This window comes from Teredinibacter haidensis (assembly GCF_014211975.1).
In the GTDB taxonomy this organism is placed as follows: Bacteria; Pseudomonadota; Gammaproteobacteria; order Pseudomonadales; family Cellvibrionaceae; genus Teredinibacter; species Teredinibacter haidensis.
Genome location: NZ_CP060084.1, coordinates 662,701 through 685,939, shown reverse-complemented (window position 1 = coordinate 685,939; position 23,239 = coordinate 662,701). Strand labels below are relative to the sequence as shown.

Here is a 23,239-nt window from a genome sequence, read left to right as displayed (position 1 = left end):
TCGTAGTTAAATACCACCAACGATAAAGAAACTACGTTAGCGATGTAGAATCTCGCAATTTACGATCCAACTGCTTAACCAAGCCCCTACGAAGTAAGGTAAGGGATACTTGAGACTCACCTAAAAATGTAAAATACTAATGACCGCTATAACGCCTCAAACACTGGCGTGGTGAAGTTGGCGGCTTTTGTGCATGTTTTTGCACAAAAGGTGACAGCTTTGCCACGTCCGCGTGCTTTGACTTGTTATGACTTTTATACCATAATTAGGTATATATTGGTATCTCGGAGGTGAATCATGGCTAAAAACACAAGTATGACGTTAGGCGAACACTTTGACGGCTTTATTTCTCATCAAATTCAAAGTGGCCGCTATGGCTCTGCAAGCGAGGTTATACGTGCAGGTTTGAGGGTGCTTGAAGATAAGGAGAGCAAACTTGATGTATTGCGCCAAATGCTGGCTGACGGAGAAGAAAGCGGTACAGCTGACTATAGCTATGACAGCCTCATGAGTGAACTTGATGCTGAAAGTCATATATGAGCGCATTTACTTTAACACGACGTGCTAAAACTGATTTGAAATCCATAGCTAAATTTACTGAAAAGCGCTGGGGACGAGAGCAACGCTACATTTACATTAAGCAATTTGATGATACATTTCATGTGCTTTCTAATACCCCCGAAATAGGGAATAACTGTAACCATATAAAAGAAAATTACCAAAGATTTCCTCAGGGTAGCCATATAATTTTTTATCGCATAGCGACCCAAGGCAGCATTCAAATTATTCGTATTCTCCACAAAAACATGGACGTACTCTCAAAATTTGGCGGCTCATAACGTTTTGCTAAACGGCGCAGCTTGCTGCGTCCAGTGGAGGCCGTCTTTTGGCCGGAACGATGTTTAAGTAATTTGTTATAAGCAGAACCGTACCGAACTTTCTAGTGATTACCACAATACCTTACTCAAAGACCATTCTTCAATATTTTGACTTAGCCCACGCAAAGATGGTTGGAACGAAGTCAAACAATCAGCAACAAACTGATTGACTAAGCCAAACTATATTGTTGTTCTTTAACAATTTAGATTGGCTGGTATAACTCGCACCGAGAACGAACACTCTTAGCCTCAAACTTTGGCGGCCGACAGGCGGCCCTTTAGCTTAAAAGTGATTACACAAAACTCTCAGAAAGCTCGTTGCTCAATTGAAAAACGTAAAAACTTTACAACCAACTACGAGCGCTTATAACGTTTTGCTAAACGGCGCAGCTTGCTGCGTCCAGTGGAGGCCGTCTTTTGGCCGGAACGATGTTTAAGTAATTTGTTATAAGCGGAATCGCACCGAACTTCCTAGTGATTACCACAACACCTTACTCAAAGACGCTACTTCAATATTTTGACTTAGCCGACGCAAAGATGGTCGAAACGAAGTCAAATAACCACCAACAAATTATTTACAAAGCCAATCTATATTGTTGTTCTTTAACAATTTAGATTGGCTGGCATTACCCGCACCGGGAACGAACACTCTTAACCTATAACTATGGCGGCCGACAGGCTACCTTTTAGCTTAAAATTTATTCCACAAAACTCTCAGAAAAACTCAGAGTTCAATTGAAACACGTAAAAACGTTACAACCAACTACGAGCGCTTATAACGTTTTGCTAAACGGGGCAGCTTGCTGCGTCCAGTGGAGGCCGTCTTTTTGGCCGGAACGATGTTTAAGCAATTTGTTATAAACGGAACCGCACCGAACTGTCTAGTGAGAACCACAATACCCTACTCGAATGCCATACTTCAATATTTGGACTTAGCCCACGCAAAGATGGTTGGAACGAAGGCAAATAACCACCAACAAACTGATTTACAAAGCCAAACTATATTGTTGTTCTTTAACAATTTAGCTTGGCTGGTATAACTCGCACCGGGAACGAACGCTCTTAACATCAAACTATGGCGGCCGACAGGCTGCCTTTTAGCCTAAAAGTGGTTCCACGAAACCCTCAGGCGCCTCTGCGCTCAATTGAAACACGTAAACATTTTTCAACCAAATACGAGCGCTTATAACGTTGTTATAAACTGCACTTTTTATGTAATGGAATGTTGTGCAATTATGCCGCAGGCATGCACAACATGGAATGCAGTAAAAAGTGTCAGGTTTGATGACTTTGTTATAGCAAGGCAGCGTTCATACCTACAAACTTTCCCCATATATCTAACAAAGCCATCGCCGACAATAACGACCAAGCCATACCAAGCTACTGCCCGTCTAAACACTACAACCACTAAAAAAGGCTGAGCAACAGAACAACATCCAAACTGGAAAAGACTCGTAGTTAAATACCACCAACGATAAAGAAACTACGTTAGCGATGCCGAATCTCGCGAGTTACGATCCAACTGCTTAACCAAGCACCCTACGAAGTAAGGTAAGGGATACTTGAGGCTCATCTAAAAATATAAAATGCTAAAGACCGCTATAACGCCCATGTCTGTTGCGTTTTGGCTGTAGTGGAGTTTTGGGGTAAAGTGGTGAAGCCACCCCAAAACGGAACGAAAGCCAAAACGTCAACAGGACATGCTTGTTATGTATCATTGCACACAGCCAGCACAACCGGTATCTATAGAGTCTAGATAGCCAGCTCGAACTACACGAAGATTGTCCATGCATATATTATTTATTTCAAAATATACCTTACTAGGCTTTGAGTTTGCTTCTGATGCTTTTGCTTCAAATTGGCACTGTAAATTTGAAAACTCCTCCCATTTCAGTTGAGCAGCAATAAGTTCTGATTTATCGCGAGTTAACTTAGAAAGTAGGTTGTTATAGCTAGTATCTAATTTATTTTTTGCCAGATTTCTAAAATATTTTTGACAAACTCCTAGAATTGGGCTGCTAGTTCCAAGACCATAACATTCATCAATATTTTCGGCCTTAAATTTATATGCACCGTCCTCATACAGATAAGGTTCAGCACAACAAACCGATGATAGTGTAAACATTAGAAACACAAAGGCTAAATTTTTCATTTTACTCCTTAAGATACATAACGTTTTGCTAAACGGCGCAGCTTGCTGCGTCCAGTGGAGGCCGTCTTTTTGGCCGGAACGATGTTTAAGTAATTTGTTATAAGCGGAACCGCACAGAACCTGCTAGTGAGGACCACAATACCTTACTCAAAGACCCTTCTTCAATATTTTGACTTAGCCGACACAAAGATGGTTGGAACAGAGTCAAACAACCAACAACAAACTGATTGACTAAGCCAAGCTATATTGTTGCTCTTTAACAATTTAGTTTGGCTGGTATAACTCGCACCGAGAACGAACACTCTTAACCTCAAACTATGGCGGCCGACAGGCGGCCTTTTAGCCTAAAAGTGGTTCCACGAAACCCTCAGGGGCCTCTGCGCTCAATTGAAACACGTAAAAACCTTACAACCAACTACGAGCGCTTATAACGTTGTGCTAAACGGCGCAGCTTGCTGCGTCCAGTGGAGGCCGTTTTTTTGGCCGGAACGATGTTTAAGCAATTTGTTATAAGCGGAACCGCACCGAACTCCCTAGTGAGTACCACAATACCTTACTCAAAGACCCTACTTCAATATTTTGTCTTAGCCGACGCAAAGATGGTTGAAACGAAGCCAAACAACCAGCAACAAATTATTTACTAAGCCAAGCTATATTGTTGCTCTTTAACAATTTAGCTTGGCTGGCATAACTCGCACCGAGAACGAACACTCTTAACCTCAAATTATGGCGGCCGACAGGCGGCCTTTTAGCCTAAAAGTGACTCCACAAAACTCTCAGAAAACTCAGTGCTCAATTGAAACACGTAAAAACCTTACAACTAACTACGAGCGCTTATAACGCCGAGCTCACCGGCGCATATTGCGGAGAGCGTTTTTATGTAAAATGGAGCACCGCGACATACATAAAAACGAGCGCAGCAATATGCGTCCGAGTGCAGCGATTTGTTATGAGCTGGGTGGCACTTACTTTCTACAGCGCTCTTTGTGGAGCGAACGCGGAACTTTAGCCTATTAAAAACCCAACCAGTATAAACTACTATTCTAACAATTCGCATTGTCTTGATGGAGCCTTGAAGATGCGAACCACCCATTTTTTATTTCGCAGTGGAATCCCAAACGGTAAGCCAAAGAACGAACAGTTTTAGACTCACCTTGTTCCAATACTTTCTATTGTAACCACTTCACTACATTCTTGTACCGAGTGAAACTATTTGTTCTTTCTCGACGTTTGCACTTACTAAACTGCGAGTTCTCAAATTGGACAGTATTCTGGAACGATTTACAAATTATTTAAACCCGCCATAACGCCCGGCTCACCAGCGGCCAAACCGGAGTGGTTTTTGTGATAAAGTACCGCGCAGCGGAACCACAAAAACCGCGTAGGTTTGGACGTCTGCGTGGAGCCGTTTGTTATGCATTTTTCAGCCCTTAGGCTCAACAAGAAGCGCTTTCGTCCATTCTTCAACATGAGGGATAACACTTTTTGTTAACGATAAGTCCTTAGACTCAGAGAACGACGCCAGCACATTAGATAATGCATATTCATATTGATTTGATATATTCATTATTATTTCAAATGTACGCTCACCATTTTTCGGGACACTTCCATTTTTAAACCATTCTGCTTCGTGTTTCCACCAATTAGCGGCTGCGTTAATTACTGCAGCACACGATACCCCTGAAGAGTGTTTTGAACCAAGCGAATATGCTTCTTTCTTATTAATATCTAATGCTATTAAGGAGTCGATAAAATGCTGCTGAATTGCAACAAACCCAACTCCAATAAGGTATTCGCCTCGGTCAAAAAGCCCATCGGACTCTGGATCAGCTGAATTTAAAATAGACTTTTCAATTTGATATAACTTGCCGTCAAGAACCTCCAAAAGCTCGCGCAATCGATCAAGTTCAATATCGTGTACTTTATGCTCGCTTACTAGCAGCAATCTAAATTTCTCTCATTTTGGGTGCATAACGCCCGGCTCACCAGCGCCCAAACCGGAGAGCTTTTTGTGGTAAAGTAAGCGCAGCGCAACCCACAAAAAGAACGTAGGTTTGGGCGTCTGCGTGGAGCCGATTGTTATGCGTTCACGCTTTGTTTCACCACATTTACATTGGTAAACACTCGGCGCTTACCGATAGTTTCATAGTTTTCATTGAACATGTTTACGCTCACAAACCCGTGATCCTTTACACCTATTTGATAATCTAGCGTGATACCTTTTTCTTCAAACCGCTCCAATACTTCAGTGAAAGTGAATCTTGAATCTAAAGCTTCAAATACAGATGTAAGCAAATCAGCGGTTTCAGAAAGACTAACTATCGGTGCTTGTACCCAAAACTTGCACCAAGATCCATTCGCCTTTTTGGAATTGAATTTGGAAAACTTTTCAACCCTTTCTTGGTCTAAGGCTTTTTCTTTGTTCAAGACCGCTTGATATTTTTCAGTCAGAGTACTTATATAAGACAAATTCCCACTGTCAATAACGAATCGTTTTCTCGGTATACCTTCAAAGCTGCAAAATAATTTATATACACCTATTTCTAAGTCCAATTCACCTAACGACTTGCTGTGTTTTCCATTTTCAATATTTGTTGGTGTTTGCAACTGGAATTCTTCAACATACAGTTTATGGCGACTTATTAGCTGGCCAATACCATCAATAGTAGTCACCCAATCTCCATTCTTTAAACTCATTATCTCTTCTTACCTCGCACCCCTACTTTTTTTTCGTACTTCACAGAGACGCATAACGCTCGTATATGGGGCGAGTAAAAGCGTAGCTTTTGCGAGTCCAAGCCGCTTGCGGCTGAGCCATGATACGCTTGTTATAAGTCATTCCCAACTGGTCTCATGTGCTTGTATTGCAAAATCAATTACTTTAACTATTTTCGACTTTTTCATTAAAACAGATGAATCTCTTGTATACATAATACCGTTCTTATTAAACAGCTCCACTATACGAGTCCTTTCTTTTTCGCAAACTCCAGCGCTATATAGTTTAATAAATTCTTTATCTTCTATACTCATTCCATAAGCTAAATTTAAAAAATAGTTTGATGATATATCGTTGTCTGCTTTATCCAATATCTTATTTATTTCGACTTTCCCATAAAAAACAGGTACTAACACTTTTAACTCTTCATCTTGAGCTGCCTTTTCATATGCCTCTACTTCAGAATTAAAGACATTAGCGTGTTGAGTTATATTGGGGTCATTTTTAAATACCTTTATTGCCATAGATGAACTTTCATCAAAGACAACAAGGGCATATGCTCCTTCATCCGTTTTATGATTTTTAAGGTTTAGCTCAAGGTTCGACATGACTTATAACGTTTTGCTAAACGGCGCAGCTTGCTGCGTCCAGTGGAGGCCGTCTTTTCGGCCGGAACGATGTTTAAGTAATTTGTTATAAGCGGAACCGCACTGAACTTTCTAGTGATTACCACAACACCTTACTCAAAGACGCTACTTCAATATTTTGACTTGGCCGACGCAAAGATGGTTGGAACGAAGTCAAACAACCACCAACAAATTATTTACAAAGACAATCTATATTGTTGTTCTTTAACAATTTAGATTGGCTGGTATAACTCGCACCGAGAACGAACACTCCTAACCTCAAACTTTGGCGGCCGACAGGCGGCCCTTTAGCTTAAAAGTGATTACACAAAGCTCTCAGAAAGCTCGTTGCTCAATTGAAACACGTAAAAATCTTACAACCAACCACGAGTGCTTATAACGCCGAGCTCACCGGCGCATATTGCGGAGAGCGTTTTTATGTAAAATGGAGCACCGCGACATACATAAAAACGCTCTCCGCAATATGCGTCCGAGTGCAGCGATTTGTTATGTGCTGGGTGGCACTTATTTTCTACAGCGCTCTTTGTGGAGCTTTAGCGAAACCAATACCCCAAAAAAACCCAACCAGTTTAAACTACTATTCTAACAATTCGCACGTTCTTGATGGAGCTTTGAAGATGCGAACTACCCACTTTTGTTTCGCATTGAAATCCTAAACGGTGAACCAAGGAACGAATGGCTTTAGACTCACCTTATTTCAATACTTTCTATTGGAACCACTTGGCTACTTTCTTGCGCCGAGTGAAACTATTTGTTCTTTCTCGACGATTGCACTTACTAAACTGCGAACTCTCAGTTTAATAAAAATTCTGGAACTACAACTAAATTATTTAAACCCGCCATAACGTTTTGCTAAACGGCGCAGCTTGCTGCGTCCAGTGGAGGCCGTCTTTTTGGCCGGAACGATGTTTAAGTAATTTGTTATAAGCGGAACCGTACCGAACTTTCTAGTGAGACCGCAATACCTTACTCGAATACCATACTTCAATATTTGGACTTAGCCCACGCGAAGATGGTTGGAACGGAGTCAAACAGCCAACAACAAACTGATTTACTAAGCCAAACTATATTGTTGTTCTTTAACAATTTAGTTTGGCTGGCATTACCCGCACCGGGAACGAACACTCTTAATCTCAAACTATGGCGGCCGACAGGCGGCCTTTTAACTTAAAGGTGATTCCACAAAACTCTCAGAAAAACTCAGAGTTCAATTGAAACACGTAAAAACTTTACAACCAACTACGAGCGCTTATAACGCCCCAAGCAGAGGCTTACTTTGCGTTTTGGAGCGAAGCGACGGCAAAGTAAGTCCTACTGACTTGGTTTGTTACTTGTACCAAACACCTACTCGCTTTGAACTACGCTGTTACGCCAATTGCTCTATTTGTTTAAAAAGCCTGAAGCTTTGGTTAGACCCAACTATAACCGTGGGATAGCCAAAACAGAAGGCATAAAATTGACCCAAAACAACAAGTGATTATGGCAACCAACAGAAAGGAACGAACGGGAGGAATAAGCCGCAATTTCCCTTTGCTAGGTAAAGCTTGGTTGCGCTTTTTTGCAACGAAGCTTTACCTGATTACCAAATCTGCCTTTTACGAAGCACGTTGTAAGCGACCAAAGGTGGCTTACCTAAACTTGATGGAGGGTAACGAATTTAGGAACACCCTACTGAAACTTAACTACACACCAAACTTTTTAGATTAGACAAGTAACGCCACAATTTGCGGGCGGTTGTAAGGAGCGAAGCGACGCAGCAACCGTTCCGCAAGATTGTTTTGTTAGAAGCCATAGCGACGCTGCTCTCTTTTTGGGTTATGCACCCATACATTACAACCAAACTCTTTCGAATAGGTTTTACCTAAGTCCGTAGTAATTTTTACTACACAAATAAATGGCTTGCCACCTAATCCTGAGCCCCAATAATGATACTTGTGCACAAATTCAGTATTAAACCTAAAAATCACACTCACGTCCTTTAGCCACCAATCAGGTATTTTATTGGACTGTACATCCTGCTTTAAAATACTTGATAGAAGTTTAATCGCCGACGAATACTTTATGCCCTCTGCATAGATCGGAACGAAGTCTTCAATTAACTTTAGAACGATCTCTTCTGTTCCATTTGCTTCAGCATGTGCGTAAAACTGGCCGATTGCCCAATAGCCCTCATAGTCGAAGCTTCTACTCAAACACCATTGACCGAGATTCCCAGCAACACCTTTTAGTTGTTTTCTACGTGCCATGATTAAGAGCTTCTAACGCCCATAGCAGACGCATTTATGTAGGTGATTTTTTTATGCCAGCGTAGCGACTGGCATAAAAAAAGCGCCGGAATAAATGTCGACCTGGCTATGCTTGTTAAGTGCCGAGCTGCAACATACCTATAGGCAGACTTAACCACAAACCAAAATATATGCCCAAAACGATACCACCCCTTGGGTTTAAGAATATGTATTTGCTTGATTCACGCACACCCATAATTATTACGAACGACACGAATGCATAAAAAAACAAATTGTACCAAGCTAGGCCCGACAATACTGTCATACCTACAAAAGTAGCACCTAACCCATTGAGCCAATAATATCTGCTTAGATCAGCTCTCAGATTGTTTAAACATACAACAGCGACAACAAGCGAAGCTATTACTATGGCTGTAAAAACTATAACTGGACTCATACTTGATTGCACTTAACGCCTTTGTAACAGGCATTTTTTGTGTAGTGTAGTTTTGCGGTAAAGTGGCGAAGCCACCGCTAAACGGAGCGTAGCAAAAAATGTCCTGTTGACAAACTTGTTAGGCTCATACATATAGACGATTACCCGCGATACCATAAAATACACCAAGCTCGTATTTAAATTTAGATTTTTCTACACAATCTAAAATATTACTGAGCTCAGAAGGAAAAACAAGACTACAGGACGATTCCACTTTATTGGTAATACGCATAGCATTTACAAATTTCTTATCGGTTGTTAGAAAGTAATCAATACCAGAAATTTCTGCACTCCAAAAGTGAAAGGCATCTATTCGCTGAGACTCAGATAGATTTTTACAAAGAACACGATACCTTTCTAGCTGGGTGATATTGCTCTTCATTTGCTCTGGTAGTTTATCAGCGGCCCTTGATCCAAGAATTTTATCTTCTAGGTTTGGCGTATTGAGCCAGCGACAAAATTCGATAACTCTACTTTTTTCTAGATGCGTTTCTAATGAAGATTGAAAAAAATAGGATCTCTCGATTGCAGCGCTAACACGCTTCATTTTTTTAGGTTCGAAGAGCTTTCCAAGCTTATTCGACGGAAATGACCCTATTCTCTTCCAATCTTCAAAGTCTAATTCTAGGTATCTGAAAAATTCAATTTTTCCGGTTTCAGCTAACTCAGAAATTGTAGGAAAATACTCAAACTGCTCTCTTTTCCAGTTTTCCTTCGGAGGTTTCTTTCTAACGTAGCCAATTACCCCATTTCGTCTTTCACCAGTTAATATATCTCCATCACTAATAATGCACTGATCGATAAATACTGATGTCATCTTTCGTACCTTACGCCTAACGTTGTTATAAACTGCACTTTTTACGTAATGGAATGTTGTGCGATTATGCCGCAGGCATGCACAACATGAAATGGAGTAAAAAGTGTCAGGTTTGATGACTTTGTTATAGCAAGGCAGCGTTCATACCTACAAACTTTCCCCATTTCTCTAACAAAGCCTTTGCCGACAATAACGACCAGACCGCCCCGCCCTATTACCCTTTAAACACTGCCACCAAGGACAAAAGCTGAGCAACAGCACAACATCCAAACTGGCAAAGACTCGTAGTTAAATACCACCAACGATAAAGAAACTACGTTAGCGATGCCGAATCTCGCAATTTACGATCCAACTGCTTAACCAAGCCCCTACGAAGTAAGGTAAGGGATACTTGAGACTCACCTAAAAATGTAAAATGCTAAAGACCGCTATAACGCTGAGCTCACCGGCGCATATTGCGGAGAGCGTTTTTATGTAAAATGGAGCACCGCGACATACATAAAAACGAGCGTAGCAATATGCGTCCGAGTGCAGCGATTTGTTATGAGCTGGGTGGCACTTACTTTCTACAGCGCTCTTTGTGGAGCTTTAGCGAAACCAATACCCCAAAAAAACCCAACCAGTTTAAACTACTATTCTAACAATTCGCACGTTCTTGATGGAGCCTTGAAGATGCGAACTACCCATTTTTGTTTCGCAGTGAAAACTAAAACGTTGAACCAAAGAACGAATGGTTTTGCTCTCACCTTATTTCAATACTTTTTATTGTGGCCACTTCGCTAGATTATTGTGCCGAGTGAAGCTATTTATTCTTTCTCGACGATTGCATTTACTAAACTGCGAGACCTCAAATTTTGACGAACTCTAGAACGATATACAAATTATTTAGACCCGCCATAACGCCGAGCTCACCGGCGCATATTGCGGAGAGCGTTTTTATGTAAAATGGAGCACCGCGACATACATAAAAACGAGCGTAGCAATATGCGTCCGAGTGCAGCGATTTGTTATGAGCTGGGTGGCACTTACTTTCTACAGCGCTCTTTGTGGAGCGAACGCGGAACTTTAGCCTATTAAAAACCCAACCAGTTTAAACTACTATTATTTTAGTTCGTACCTTCTTGATAAAGCCTTGAAGATGCGAGCCACCCACTTTTGTTTCGCAGTGAAATCTTAAACGGTGAACCAAGGAACGAATGGTTTTGCTCTCACCTTATTCCAATGCTTTCTATTGTAACCACTTGGCTACTTTCTTGTGCCGAGTGAAACTATTTGTTCTTTCTCGACGATTGCACTTACTAAACTGCGAACTCTCAAATTAGAAAAGATTCTGGAACCACAAATAAATTATTTAAACCCGCCATAACGCCGCCAGCATTTGCCGGCATGGAGGCGCGAAGCGCCGGAATGACGGTCAAATGGCTGGCTTTGTTATGAGCCAGTAGCCAAACTGAGCGCCGTTTTTTTGTCATTGAGTAGACCCTTGAGCTGCTCTAACTTTTCAGGCTTGCTTTCCAGTTGCCTTAACAGTTGAGGATTATTACCATCTTTAGTTTTCTTAATAAGAACGGAAATTTCTTTTTCGTATTTTTCAACCCTCGAATTCAACTCCTCAATTTCGGCTTGCAGCCGCTGCGCGAGGATTTCATCTTTGTTTGCCGATTGATTAAGTGCCGCCGCAATATAAAAAGCGAATAGAACTCCAATACCGATGACGCCTAGACCTATTCCGCCGCCCGATTGATACATTACCGCGCCGCAATATGGACATAAGTGCTGAATTCTTTTTCTACGAAAAAAACCTCCCTTTAAATGCCAAAGCCTTGGAGTACATTTTTTTCCGCAGCTATTACAATCGATTCTTTCATCCATGCTCAAGTTCTCAGTAGCTCATAACGCCCCAAGCAGAGGCTTACTTTGCGTTTTGGAGCGAAGCGACGGCAAAGTAAGTCCTACTGACTTGGTTTGTTACTTGTACCAAACACTTACTCGCTTTGAACTACGCTGTTACGCCAATTGCTTTATTTGTTTAAAAAGCCTGAAGCTTTGGTTAGACCCAACTATAACCGTGGGATAGCCAAAACAGAAGGCATAAAATTGACCCAAAACAACAAGTGATTATGGCAACCAACAGAAAGGAACGAACGGGAGGAATTAGCCGCAATTTCCCTTTGCTAGGTAAAGCTTGGTTGCGCTTTTTTGCAACGAAGCTTTACCGGATTACCAAATCTACCTCTTACGAAGCACGTTGTAAGCGACCAAAGGTGGCTTACCTAAACTTGATGGAGCCTGACGAATTTAGGAACACCCTACCAAAACTTAAATACACACCAAACTTTTTTGAATAGACAAGTAACGTTTTGCTAAACGGCGCAGCTTGCTGCGTCCAGTGAAGGCCGTCTTTTGGCCGGAACGATGTTTAAGTAATTTGTTATAAGCGGAACCGCACCAAGCTTTCTAGTGAGTACCACAATACCTTACTCAAAGACCCTTCTTCAATATTCTGACTTAGCCCACGAAAAGATGGTTGAAACGAAGCCAAACAACCACCAACAAATTATTTACTAAGCCAAGCTATATTGTTGCTCTTTAACAATTTATCTTGGCTGCTATAACTCGCACCGAGAACGAACACCCTTAGCCTCAAACTTTGGCGGCCGACAGGCGGCCTTTTAGCTTAAAATTTATTCCACAAAATTCTCAGAAAGCTCAGTGCTCAATTGAAACACGTAAAAACCTTACAACCAACTACGAGCGTTTATAACGTTTTGCTAAACGGCGCAGCTTGCTGCGTCCAGTGGAGGCCGTCTTTTCGGCCGGAACGATGTTTAAGTAATTTGTTATAAGCGGAACCGCACTGAACTTTCTAGAGGGTACCACAATACCTTACTCAAAGACCCTTCTTCAATATTTTGACGTAACCGACGCAAAGATGGTTAGAACGAAGTTCAGCGACCAACAACCAAATGAATTACTAAGCCAAGCCATATTGTTGCTTTTCAACAATTTGGTTTGGCTGGTATAACGCGCACAGGGAACGAACACTATTAACCTGAAGCTATAGCGGCCGACAGGCGGCCTTTTAACTTAAAGGTGATTCCACAAAACTCTCAGAAAAACTCAGAGCTCAATTGAAACACGTAAACATTTTTCAACCAAATACGAGCGCTTATAACGCCGCAATTACCTGCCACGAAAGTGGCGCTGGTTTAGTTTACAATGTAGCGAAGCGGAATGGCGAACTAAACCAGCGACGCTTTTGAGGTCAGGTAGATTGCTTTGTTAGAGCTGACTCTGGGACGCCCCGAGATCTAAGAAGCTCTCTAATTTCTAAAAGCATTTTTTCACTACCATTGTATTCTTGCTTCTTCCACTTCTTCGTTTCTTCATCATCACCATCTACTGGTAATGCCCAGTCCGAGTTAAAGACAATTGGATGATCCCTTCTATACTCTGCCATTAAATCTACATATGAATCTAAGTTTGACGTAACCTCAAGCATGAATAACTCAGACAGAATCCTATTACCAGACTCTTCGTACATCACGTACCGGTGTAAACCAGCGTCAATATTTAACTCGAATAAATGTGTTACATTTTCAATTTCCCCCTTTTCGATTGATGCTAGCTGATGTCGCGAGAGCGCTCCCTGAGCAACTTGCTCAAGCAAACCATGATTTTCAGCACCCTCTTTGAAGCCATAATATGTTCCACCAATAAATCCAATGGCAGAACATGCAATAACTATAAATAGAAGCGTAATTTTATTCATTGTGTAGCTCTAACGCCCTAAGCAGAGGCGCCGCTTGCGGCGTCCTGCTGACTTAGCTTGTTAAATGTTTTACTGAACAAGAAACTGCTTAGGTAATATTTTTTCGGGTTCTGTTTGGAAAAACATTGATGTAGCACCAACGCCTTTTGAGCCACTGTAGTAGTTTGCTACCGCAAAAGCTGGCCCATTTTGATACTCCAATATGCCGATGATATAGCATGATTTTGATCCGAGAGCTTTTGTGCTTAAAACCGAAGCTGTTTCTATAGGGCCGAAAAATTGCTCGATTTGCCCTAGTGCTTGCGCCTGACTCAATGATCTCGTGTCATTTTCTAATGGACCATTTTTAAGAACGCGCTTCATAAAAGCTGTGCCACCTTCTTTCTTATATACCTCGACAGCCTGCGCAAACTCTTTAGACGCCTTATCGCAGACATCACCAGCAATTACATTGGTGCTAAAAATTCCAAGAATTCCAATAAGTAATAACTTCTTCATATTTCTTTCCATTAATAGTTTAGATCTTTCAGATATCGTGACATTTAACGTTTTGCTAAACGGCGCAGCTTGCTGCGTCCAGTGGAGGCCGTCTTTTGGCCGGAACGATGTTTAAGTAATTTGTTATAGGCGGAACCGCACAGAACCTGCTAGTGAGGACCACAATACCTTACTCAAAGACCCTTCTTCAATATTTGGACGTAACCGACGCAAAGATGGTTAGAACGAAGTTCAGCGACCAACAACCAAATGAATTACTAAGCCAAGCCATATTGTTGCTTTTTAACAATTTAGTTTGGCTGGCATTACCCGCACCGAGAACGAACACTCTTAACCTCAAACTATGGCGGCCGACAGGCGGCCTTTTAGCCTAAAAGTGGTTCCACGAAACCCTCAGGGGCCTCAGCGCTCAATTGAAACACGTAAAAACCTTACAACCAACTACGAGCGCTTATAACGTTTTGCTAAACGGCGCAGCTTGCTGCGTCCAGTGGAGGCCGTCTTTTGGCCGGAACGATGTTTAAGCAATTTGTTATAAGCGGAACCGTACCGAACTTTCTAGTGAGGACCACAATACCTTACTCAAAGACCCTTCTTCAATATTCTGACTTAGCCGACGCAAAGATGGTTGGAACGAAGCCAAACAACCACCAACAAATTATTTACTAAGCCAAGCTATATTGTTGCTCTTTAACAATTTAGTTTGGCTGGTATAACTCGCACCGAGAACGAACGCTCTTAACATCAAACTATGGCGGCCGACAGGCTGCCTTTTAGCCTAAAAGTGGTTCCACGAAACCCTCAGGCGCCTCTGCGCTCAATTGAAACACGTAAACATTTTTCAACCAAATACGAGCGCTTATAACGTTTTGCTAAACGGCGCAGCTTGCTGCGTCCAGTGGAGGCCGTCTTTTTGGCCGGAACGATGTTTAAGTAATTTGTTATAAGCGGAACCGTACCGAACTTTCTAGTGAGGGCCACAATACCTTACTCAAAGACCCTGCTTCAATATTTTGACTTAGCCGACGCAAAGATGGTTGAAACGAAGTCAAACAACCAGCAACAAACTGATTGACTAAGCCAAGCTATATTGTTGCTCTTTAACAATTTAGCTTGGCTGGTATAACTCGCACCGGGAACGAACGCTCTTAACATAAAACTATGGCGGCCGACAGGCTGCCTTTTAGCCCAAAAAGTGGTTCCACGAAACCCTCAGGCGCCTCTGCGCTCAATTGAAACACGTAAAAACCTTACAACCAACTACGAGCGCTTATAACGTTGTTATAAACTGCACTTTTTACGTAATGTAATGTTGTGCAACTATGCCGTAGGCATGCACAACATGAAATGGAGTAAAAAGTGTCAGGTTTGATGACTTTGTTATAGCAAGGCAGCGTTCATACCTACAAACGCTCCCCATTTCTCTAACAAAGCCTTTGCCGACAATAACGACAAGACCGCCCCGCCCTATTACCCTTTAAACACTGCCACCACCGACAAAAGCTTAGCAACAGCACAACATCCAAACTTGAAAAGGCTCGTAGTTAAATACCACCAACGATAAAGAAACTACGTTAGCGATGTAGAATCTCGCAATTTACGATCCAACTGCTTGGCCAAGCCCCTACGAAGTAAGGTAAGGGATACTTGAGACTCACCTAAAAATGTAAAATGCTAAAGACCGCTATAACGCCGCGCTCACCTGCACATACTGCGGAGAACGCTTTTGTGTATTATGGAGCGCAGCGACACACAAAAACGAGCGTAGCAGTATGTGTCAGCGTGCAGCGCCTTGTTAGGTGCTCTCACTCAAGCCCTCCGAATAAACCGCTATTATCTCCTCAGACTCATCTTTGGCAAACTCCAAGCACCATATTTCTCCAATTGTTCGCACCATATCAGCAACAAATGAAGCAACATATGAGAGAACTAGGCCTGCAAATGCCTCATGTAACTCTTTGCCATGAATTCTAGAGTGGACTATGGCACTTATCGCCGAAGGTGTGGAATGAGTATTAGTAGATAGTATTTTGTAAATACCATTAAACGTATTCAGATCCAGACCTCGACTTTCGGGTATTTCGGTTTGATTCATATCCGAACACTTTCGCCCTTTGAGGATCTGCCTTTGAACCTCAGGTAAAAGGGATTTGAATTTGTCGCTTTGTATAATTTTATCTTTAAGATCATCACACTTTTCTTGGAGTAAATCTAAACCTTCCTCTTCGCCGTCAATAAATTTCGATATTTGCATTGTAGATTTGTTGTCATGGAAATCATAAAGATAAAATCGAAAGTTAGATACCTCCGCATCAATGCTCTCTATACAGTAATACCAATGCAGGTTAGCCGCTTCAATAACACTCCTAGAAATCGAACAAAAAGACGGAAAATCGAACAGCTCTTCTGTGTCGGTGAACCTCGAGCCAGGGAGAACTCTTAATAGTGACATGCACTCTGGAACAACTTTAGCCAAATAATAAGTTGAAACTTTCTTCTTTCTATCATCCGTTTGAACACCATCAAATTGCTGAGACAGGTCATAAGCTACCTCAGTTATAAAATCAAAATCTTCTATCAATTCTTGAAGGTTACTCATACTTCAGAAGGCACCTAACGCCGAGCTCACCGGCGCATATTGCGGAGAGCGTTTTTATGTAAAATGGAGCACCGCGACATACATAAAAACGAGCGTAGCAATATGCGTCCGAGTGCAGCGATTTGTTATGAGCTGGGTGGCACTTACTTTCTACAGCGCTCTTTGTGGAGCTTTAGCGAAACCAATACCCCAAAAAAACCCAACCAGTTTAAACTACTATTCTAACAATTCGCATTTTCTTGATGGAGCCTTGAAGATGCGAACTACCCATTTTTGTTTCGCAGTGAAACCTAAAACGTTGAACCAAGGAACGAATGGTTTTGCTTTCACCTTATTCCAATGCTTTCTATTGTAACCACTTGGCTACTTTCTTGTGCCGAGTGAAACTATTTGTTCTTTCTCGACGATTGCACTTACTAAACTGCGAGACCTCAAATTTTGACGAACTCTGGAACGATTTACAAATTATTTAAACCCGCCATAACGCCGAGCTCACCGGCGCATATTGCGGAGAGCGTTTTTATGTAAAATGGAGCACCGCGACATACATAAAAACGAGCGTAGCAATATGCGTCCGAGTGCAGCGATTTGTTATGAGCGGGGTGGCACTTATTCTCTACAGCGCTCTTTGTGGAGCTTTAGCGAAACCAATACCCCGAAAAAACCCCAACCAGTTTAAACTACAATTCTTGTAATACGTACCTTCTTGATGGAGCTTTGAAGATGCGGGTCACCCATTTTCTTTTCGCAGTGGAATCTCAAACGGTGAACCAAGGAACGAATGGTTTTGGGCTCACCTTATTCCAATTTTTTATTGTAACCACTTAGCTACTTTCTTGTGCCGAGTGAAACTATTTGTTCTTTCTCGACGACTGCACTTACTAAACTGCGAACTCTCAATTTAATAAAAATTCTGGAACGACAACTAAATTATTTAAACCCGCCATAACAATATTATTAGAATGTAAAACGCCGCATTAAACACGGCGAAATGCAGCCTTTCAGCGCGTACGTTATTGAAGCATACCCCCAAAGCACCGTAAATCCTAGGCTCGAGATTTATAACAGAAAGCTATAAGTGTTTTTCGAGCTTTTGCGCTCCAACTGCAACTAGACAGCAACTTAATTTTACTGTATATATGTACACGTACATTATATCCTTATCTAGGCTACGATATTATGGCTAAATCTCCCTTCCTCCAGTCCATTCAGGTACTGATGTACAAAAGGAACTATTCCAAGCGAACCATTGAAACCTATGTGCATTGGATTGCTACTTATATTCGCTTCCACAATAAAAATCACCCCTCTACGATGGGGAACGCTGAAGTTGAGCAATTTTTAAACTACTTAGCCCTAGATAAGCGCGTATCTCCTAATACCCAGGCGTTGGCACTGAATGCGCTGTCATTTTTATATAAAACTGTACTTAATCAACCCATTTCGTTTCAGCTCAATTTCGTAAAAAGTAGAACACCGCGCAAGCTACCTGTTGTTCTAACTGAAGCCGAAATTGAGGCGTTTTTCTCGTGCATAGCTCCTCGTTATTTTCTACTCGCCGCATTGATGTATGGAAGCGGCTTACGGCTAATGGAAGCAGTTCGCTTGCGCATACACGATATTGATTTCGATTATCGCTGCATAAGAGTGTGGAACGGTAAAGGCGGAAAACATCGAACGGTTACTCTCGCAAACAATTTGATGAACGCACTGAGAAACCAAATTAATATTGGGTCGGATTATCATTCTATTGATTTGAATAACCCCGCTTATACGGGTGTTGCGCTCCCTTATGCCCTACGCCGAAAGCATCCATTCGCCTGCAGGGAATTGGGATGGCACTATCTTTTCCCGTCAGGCCGATTAAGCAATGATCCTGAAGATGGCGCATTGCGCCGTCACCATATCGATGAAAGTACGCTGCAACGTGCTATTCGCCGCGCCGCACGCGATGCTCAAATTGCCAAAGTGGTCTCTGCTCACACACTAAGGCACTCATTTGCAACGCACTTGCTTGCTCGCGGCGCTGATATTCGTACGGTTCAGGACCAATTAGGTCACTCAGATTTACGAACCACTCAAATTTACACCCATGTACTGCAAATGGGCGGTAATGCCGTAATAAGTCCATTCGATAACATTCGGGAAAACGCCGCTATTTATGCGATTGAGCATTCAAAACCTTCGCTCATTGAGGCGTTACCCTTGTCTGCATAACATCTTATTCTACGTTGCACTTTTTGCTAAGAGCTACAGCCATTAACGGCGAAGTCGGTCTTACCAAGTAGCGTGTCGAATTCGGGCAGAACATATCTGAAATTGACCAGAGATTTATTCATTTCCCCTTTGCTCAAATACGGTCGACCAAAAACCAAGTATCCACCTTTGAAAGAGCAATATTCACCGGATGAATGGGCTAAAACTCAGAGCTATAATTGGCACTTAATCAAGCGCGCCCCAACGAGACAACGTTGGCGTGCTGCATAAAAAGCACGAATCTATACAAGTATCAATATATTCCGACCGCATTAGCGATTGACTTGCTTGCCACCGAAGGAAGTCACTTCCAAATTCTAATAGGGTCTTTTCTGTACAGTTCTTAACGCGGAAAGGTCTTTTCCCCTATTTGGCTGCAAGTTCAAGCGGCTTTACTGTATCTCTACTATTCAAATGACCGTAAATTTCTACCAAAAAAACCTTGCTCAACTTGCACAAACGTTAACGAAAACGTACCTATTGTTTGACGAGTTACAGGCCCAGTTTGGCTCACCAACAGAAAGCGAAATAAGCACTTAAAAACGGTAGCTAACCGAAGGGTAGAGCTGTTATCGGCGTTATTTAACGAGAATAGAAAACAAAACAGTCCATTCTCTACGGAATGACCATCTTTGGGAACATACGGCGTGTGCTATGAACCATAGATTTAGAATACGAGCTGTTGCGATCAACTTCATTTACTCTAAGGGCTTGTTGTTTGTCTTCTTCCGTTTATTCGATGCTCGTTTTTTAAGCTGAAACCAGGGCGCCACATTCAGGCCACCTTTTGGTGAAAACAGGAAAGCGTACCGTTACAATTAATGTAATCACAGAAATCAGTAGAGTGTAGGCGATTCGAAAAAGGCTTTACTCCCCTCCATTCAAACAAGCAGTATCAGTATTTCGCCTCGGAGAGTGCCAACGCGAAGTCTGTTGAAGACTAACAAGCCCCGAAGCTGATCCAGTACTTCCAGATGTTTGCCCCACAACCCCTAAAGCCCCGCTTAGCTAGTCTAGAGTCGACTATAGATAACTCTTAATTTGCGTTTTAAAAGAGAAATCAAGGTCTTCATAATGGGATATGCTCGACGCCGAAAACTGGCACTTACCGAAGATAACGGAAGTTTCGCTACCCTCTCCCCCAGAGAAGCTATACTTACAAAAAATCGCCGACAAAACGATATCGTGTTTGTCGCCTATGTAAAGGTGTCTCTGTTGCGTGATCAGTCGGCGTAACTCTATCCAGTGGTATTGTATTGTTTTACTTTTGAGCATTGCATGGTTTGGCAATGGCGAGCCCTATTGGGATAAATTAATAGTTCTCGCTGAGCAACGCTATGGCAATAATGCAAAGCAAACGATAGTCGATTGGCGCAATCTTCTAGAAAATAGCGACGCAAATAAGGAAACGGAAAAGCTCATTCTGGCTAACGATTTCTTTAATCAACGTGTGCGCTTCGGCGATGATGCAGTGATTTGGGGAAAGAAGGACTATTGGGCGACGCCTCTCGAAACAATGGGAACATTGCAGGGCGATTGCGAAGATTTTAGTATTGCAAAATATATAAGTCTCATCAAACTAGGGATTCCTATCGAAAAACTCCGGCTAGTGTATGTTAAAGCTAGGCTGGTTAGCGGCCGAGTACAAGCACACATGGTTTTGGCGTACTATGCCGAGCCCAATGCTGAACCTCTGATTTTGGATAACCTCAGCACACAAATTATGCCAGCTTCTAGGCGACCAGATTTAACCCCTGTATTCAGTTTTAACAGTGAAGGCTTATGGGTTGGCAACAGCACTGAATCCAAGAGCAAGCAACCCGAAACACGTCTATCTCGCTGGCGCGATGTGCTTACTAGAATGCAACTTGAAGGCATACAATAATTGGAGCTAGTTACCTGCAATGTCTTTATATAAACAACTTTGGTTTTCTATTGTTCTATTTATGATCACCTCTTTTCTGGGGAGTTTTTTCTTTAGCTGCGTTTCTGCAAAAAATTATTTAGAAGAGCAGCTTTACCATAAAAATATTGATAATGCCTCGGCATTGGCATTATCACTCTCCACGGCAACGCAGGATAGATTATCGATGGAGTTATTGGTTAATACTCAGTTCGATCTGGGTCACTATCAGTTTATAAGCCTGATAGACACGGATGGAAACACCATTGCCGTGCAATTTGATGATAGAGACTACAGTGAAGCGCCTCGCTGGCTAATCAACCTATTCCCAATAAATATTAAACCCGGGCTAGCCAATATTAGTAATGGCTGGCAGCAAGTTGGGGTTTTAACCTTAAGCTCCCATGTAAGGTTCGCTTACAAACAGTTATGGAGCAATGTAAAACAACTTTTTTACTATTTTTCGCTTATTTCTCTTATTTTTGGCGTACTAGGCAGCGTTTTTCTCCGCTGGCTTACGAAACCACTTCATCAAGCGGTATCTCAAGCTGCTGCAATTGGCGACCGACGCTTTATAACGACTAAAGAGCCTCGCACTCTGGAATTTAAAGCTGTTATTCGCTCGTTAAACAAGCTTTCCAAGCATGTTCAAAAAATGTTGGACGACGAATCTGGCAAGCTGGAAAAACTTATAAAGAGAACTCAAAAAGACGAAGTGAGTGGGCTTTATAATCGAGAACCTTTGCTAGGTCGACTGACGTCTTTTTTACACAAACAAAACGAATACGCTCATGGCGCTCTAATCCTTATTAGAATCGTTGATTTATTCCACTTAAACCAGAAGGAGGGCCGTCAGGCTATCGATAGCCTGCTGGTGGATTTTGGTGACACATTAAAAGAGGCTTGTGCAAGCAGGTCAAGCCAGGGCTTAGCTGGACGACTAAACGGATCAGACTTTTTGGTAATTCTTCCTGCTTGCGATACAAAAGCCGAAAGCGCCGGCCGTGACATTAGTGAAAGGCTATTGTGCGTGTGTCGTGATCGCGGACTTAACAACGTAATACTATTAAGCTCTTGTACCGCTTATTATTCCGGAGAAAATACGAGTGAGGTCCTCACACGACTGGACAACGGGCTTCAGGACGCAGCGCAAAACGAAGCGCCTGCGTATATTTTTATCGATTCCCAAGCGCCAACATCATCAAAAATAGGCGAACATGATTGGCTGAACTATCTTAAAACTGCACTCGCTGAGCGTCGTTTTAGTATGAAGGCTTTGCCCGTTTATTCTGTGCAAGAAAAGCTTCTACACTGGGAATCGCCACTGCAACTACGACACGAGGATGGAAGCGATCTAGATGCCGCCGCATTTATGCCCCATATCTCGAGGCTTGGGCTAAGCTCCCAGCTAGATCGTATGGTGGTGGAAATGGCCATCGACATACTCAAACAAAACCCAAAGCCGTTGGCCATCCATCTGTCTGCCAGCACCCTGACCCACCCGGCGCTAATGGGAGAAATTTCAGAACTTATTCAACAAAACTCGCAACTATCTAAATACTTAAATATCGAAATACCTGAGCATGGTGTTTTTCAAAATATTGATGGGCTGCGCGCTTTTTGCCAGTTACTGTCCTCATTAGACTGCAAGATAGGCATTAACCATTCAGGACAGGAAATCAAGCATATTGCCAAAGTACATGACCTTGGTTTGCACTATGTAAAAATCGATCAGTCCTTTGTTCAAGATATCCACAACACCCCAGCCTACCAGGTTTATTTGAGGGGCTTATGCACGATTCTACACTCCATTGGCTTGCAGGTAATAGCCGAGGGAGTCTGCAGTAGTGAGGAATGGAAAGCTCTTAATACATTGGGTATTGATGGTGGAGCCGGTAGTTTCTTTTCGCTGAGAAAAGAAACTGATGAAGGCTAAAAATAGCCTTCATCATCCGAGAGCAAATCCAAGCACGTAGATAACTTCCCGCGCAGGACTCGACGGTTTCGCATTTTTTCCTGCGCTTTTTCTGGAAGATCTGTGAACAGTATGTAGTTCTTTGATACAAGAATATCAATCAAGTCTTCTACCACCCTAACAAAATCCAGATCGGTTTCCGCCATTCTTACACTGCTTTCTCCGACCTCCACTATAAATTTTTGTAATGCAGGGTCATCCTTATCAAGCTTTTCCGAAAAGCCATCCTCAAGTGCCTGGCTTACTGCGATCACATCACCTTCACTATTGCGTTTTACAAACGGCATATTAATACTTCCCGGTTT

At 42.2% G+C, this 23,239-nt stretch carries 17 protein-coding genes; 6 read left to right on the top strand and 11 right to left on the bottom strand.

Going from position 1 to position 23,239, the window contains the following annotated elements; translation table 11 throughout:
- The first annotated feature begins 297 nt into the window (after positions 1-297).
- Together H5715_RS02785 and H5715_RS02780 are read left to right on the top strand one after the other, a co-directional pair.
- Entirely contained in the window at positions 298-540 is a 243-nt protein-coding gene (locus tag H5715_RS02785) for a type II toxin-antitoxin system ParD family antitoxin (protein ID WP_045859830.1), read from the top strand.
- The gene (locus H5715_RS02780) at positions 537-839 is read left to right on the top strand and encodes a type II toxin-antitoxin system RelE/ParE family toxin (RefSeq protein ID WP_045856568.1); all 303 of its coding nucleotides are present in this window, start codon (positions 537-539) and stop codon (positions 837-839) included. Before H5715_RS02785 ends, H5715_RS02780 begins: the two co-directional genes overlap by 4 nt.
- A 1,753-nt stretch (positions 840-2,592) precedes the next feature.
- Here H5715_RS02780 and H5715_RS02775 read toward each other — a convergent pair.
- The 10 genes from H5715_RS02775 to H5715_RS02730 form a co-directional block, all read right to left on the bottom strand.
- Positions 2,593-3,030 carry a lysozyme inhibitor LprI family protein gene (locus H5715_RS02775; protein ID WP_139309887.1) on the bottom strand — a complete coding sequence of 146 codons (438 nt, stop codon included), beginning with the start codon at positions 3,028-3,030 and terminating at the stop codon, positions 2,593-2,595.
- Between the two features lie 1,423 nt (positions 3,031-4,453).
- Entirely contained in the window at positions 4,454-4,975 is a 522-nt protein-coding gene (locus tag H5715_RS02770) for a hypothetical protein (RefSeq protein ID WP_075184543.1), read from the bottom strand.
- A 134-nt stretch (positions 4,976-5,109) separates the two neighbouring features.
- Positions 5,110-5,727: a hypothetical protein gene (locus H5715_RS02765; protein ID WP_075184542.1), complete on the bottom strand. Its 618-nt coding sequence runs from the start codon at positions 5,725-5,727 to the stop codon at positions 5,110-5,112.
- Positions 5,728-5,865: 138 nt separating this feature from the next.
- Positions 5,866-6,354, bottom strand: a complete 489-nt coding sequence (locus H5715_RS02760; protein ID WP_075184541.1) for a hypothetical protein — start codon at positions 6,352-6,354, stop codon at positions 5,866-5,868.
- Between the two features lie 1,820 nt (positions 6,355-8,174).
- Positions 8,175-8,639: a hypothetical protein gene (locus H5715_RS02755; protein ID WP_075187321.1), complete on the bottom strand. Its 465-nt coding sequence runs from the start codon at positions 8,637-8,639 to the stop codon at positions 8,175-8,177.
- A 560-nt stretch (positions 8,640-9,199) separates the two neighbouring features.
- Positions 9,200-9,931: a hypothetical protein gene (locus H5715_RS02750; protein ID WP_075187319.1), complete on the bottom strand. Its 732-nt coding sequence runs from the start codon at positions 9,929-9,931 to the stop codon at positions 9,200-9,202.
- Positions 9,932-11,362: 1,431 nt separating this feature from the next.
- The gene (locus tag H5715_RS02745; RefSeq protein WP_139309808.1) at positions 11,363-11,803 is read right to left on the bottom strand and encodes a hypothetical protein; all 441 of its coding nucleotides are present in this window, start codon (positions 11,801-11,803) and stop codon (positions 11,363-11,365) included.
- Between the two features lie 1,393 nt (positions 11,804-13,196).
- Positions 13,197-13,703 carry a hypothetical protein gene (locus H5715_RS02740; protein WP_075185460.1) on the bottom strand — a complete coding sequence of 169 codons (507 nt, stop codon included), beginning with the start codon at positions 13,701-13,703 and terminating at the stop codon, positions 13,197-13,199.
- Between the two features lie 69 nt (positions 13,704-13,772).
- Positions 13,773-14,201, bottom strand: coding sequence for a hypothetical protein (locus H5715_RS02735; protein WP_075187539.1), 429 nt, complete (start codon positions 14,199-14,201; stop codon positions 13,773-13,775).
- Between the two features lie 1,795 nt (positions 14,202-15,996).
- Complete coding sequence (locus H5715_RS02730) at positions 15,997-16,800, bottom strand: hypothetical protein (protein ID WP_075185762.1); 804 nt, start codon at positions 16,798-16,800, stop codon at positions 15,997-15,999.
- Between the two features lie 1,179 nt (positions 16,801-17,979).
- On the opposite strand from H5715_RS02730, the gene H5715_RS02725 reads away from it, so the two are divergent.
- From H5715_RS02725 to H5715_RS02710, 4 genes are all read left to right on the top strand, one after another.
- Positions 17,980-19,017 carry an integron integrase gene (locus H5715_RS02725; RefSeq protein WP_075185761.1) on the top strand — a complete coding sequence of 346 codons (1,038 nt, stop codon included), beginning with the start codon at positions 17,980-17,982 and terminating at the stop codon, positions 19,015-19,017.
- Between the two features lie 1,113 nt (positions 19,018-20,130).
- Complete coding sequence (locus H5715_RS02720; protein ID WP_175574264.1) at positions 20,131-20,292, top strand: hypothetical protein; 162 nt, start codon at positions 20,131-20,133, stop codon at positions 20,290-20,292.
- Positions 20,276-20,941 carry a transglutaminase-like cysteine peptidase gene (locus H5715_RS02715; RefSeq protein ID WP_246434665.1) on the top strand — a complete coding sequence of 222 codons (666 nt, stop codon included), beginning with the start codon at positions 20,276-20,278 and terminating at the stop codon, positions 20,939-20,941. Before H5715_RS02720 ends, H5715_RS02715 begins: the two co-directional genes overlap by 17 nt.
- Positions 20,942-20,960: 19 nt before the next feature.
- A complete protein-coding gene (locus H5715_RS02710) occupies positions 20,961-22,895 on the top strand; it encodes a bifunctional diguanylate cyclase/phosphodiesterase (RefSeq protein WP_075185760.1) in 1,935 nt (644 codons plus the stop codon).
- Here H5715_RS02710 and H5715_RS02705 read toward each other — a convergent pair.
- Entirely contained in the window at positions 22,892-23,221 is a 330-nt protein-coding gene (locus H5715_RS02705; protein ID WP_075185759.1) for a hypothetical protein, read from the bottom strand. The two genes, H5715_RS02710 and H5715_RS02705, sit on opposite strands and share 4 nt — an antisense overlap.
- Positions 23,222-23,239: the final 18 nt, after the last annotated feature.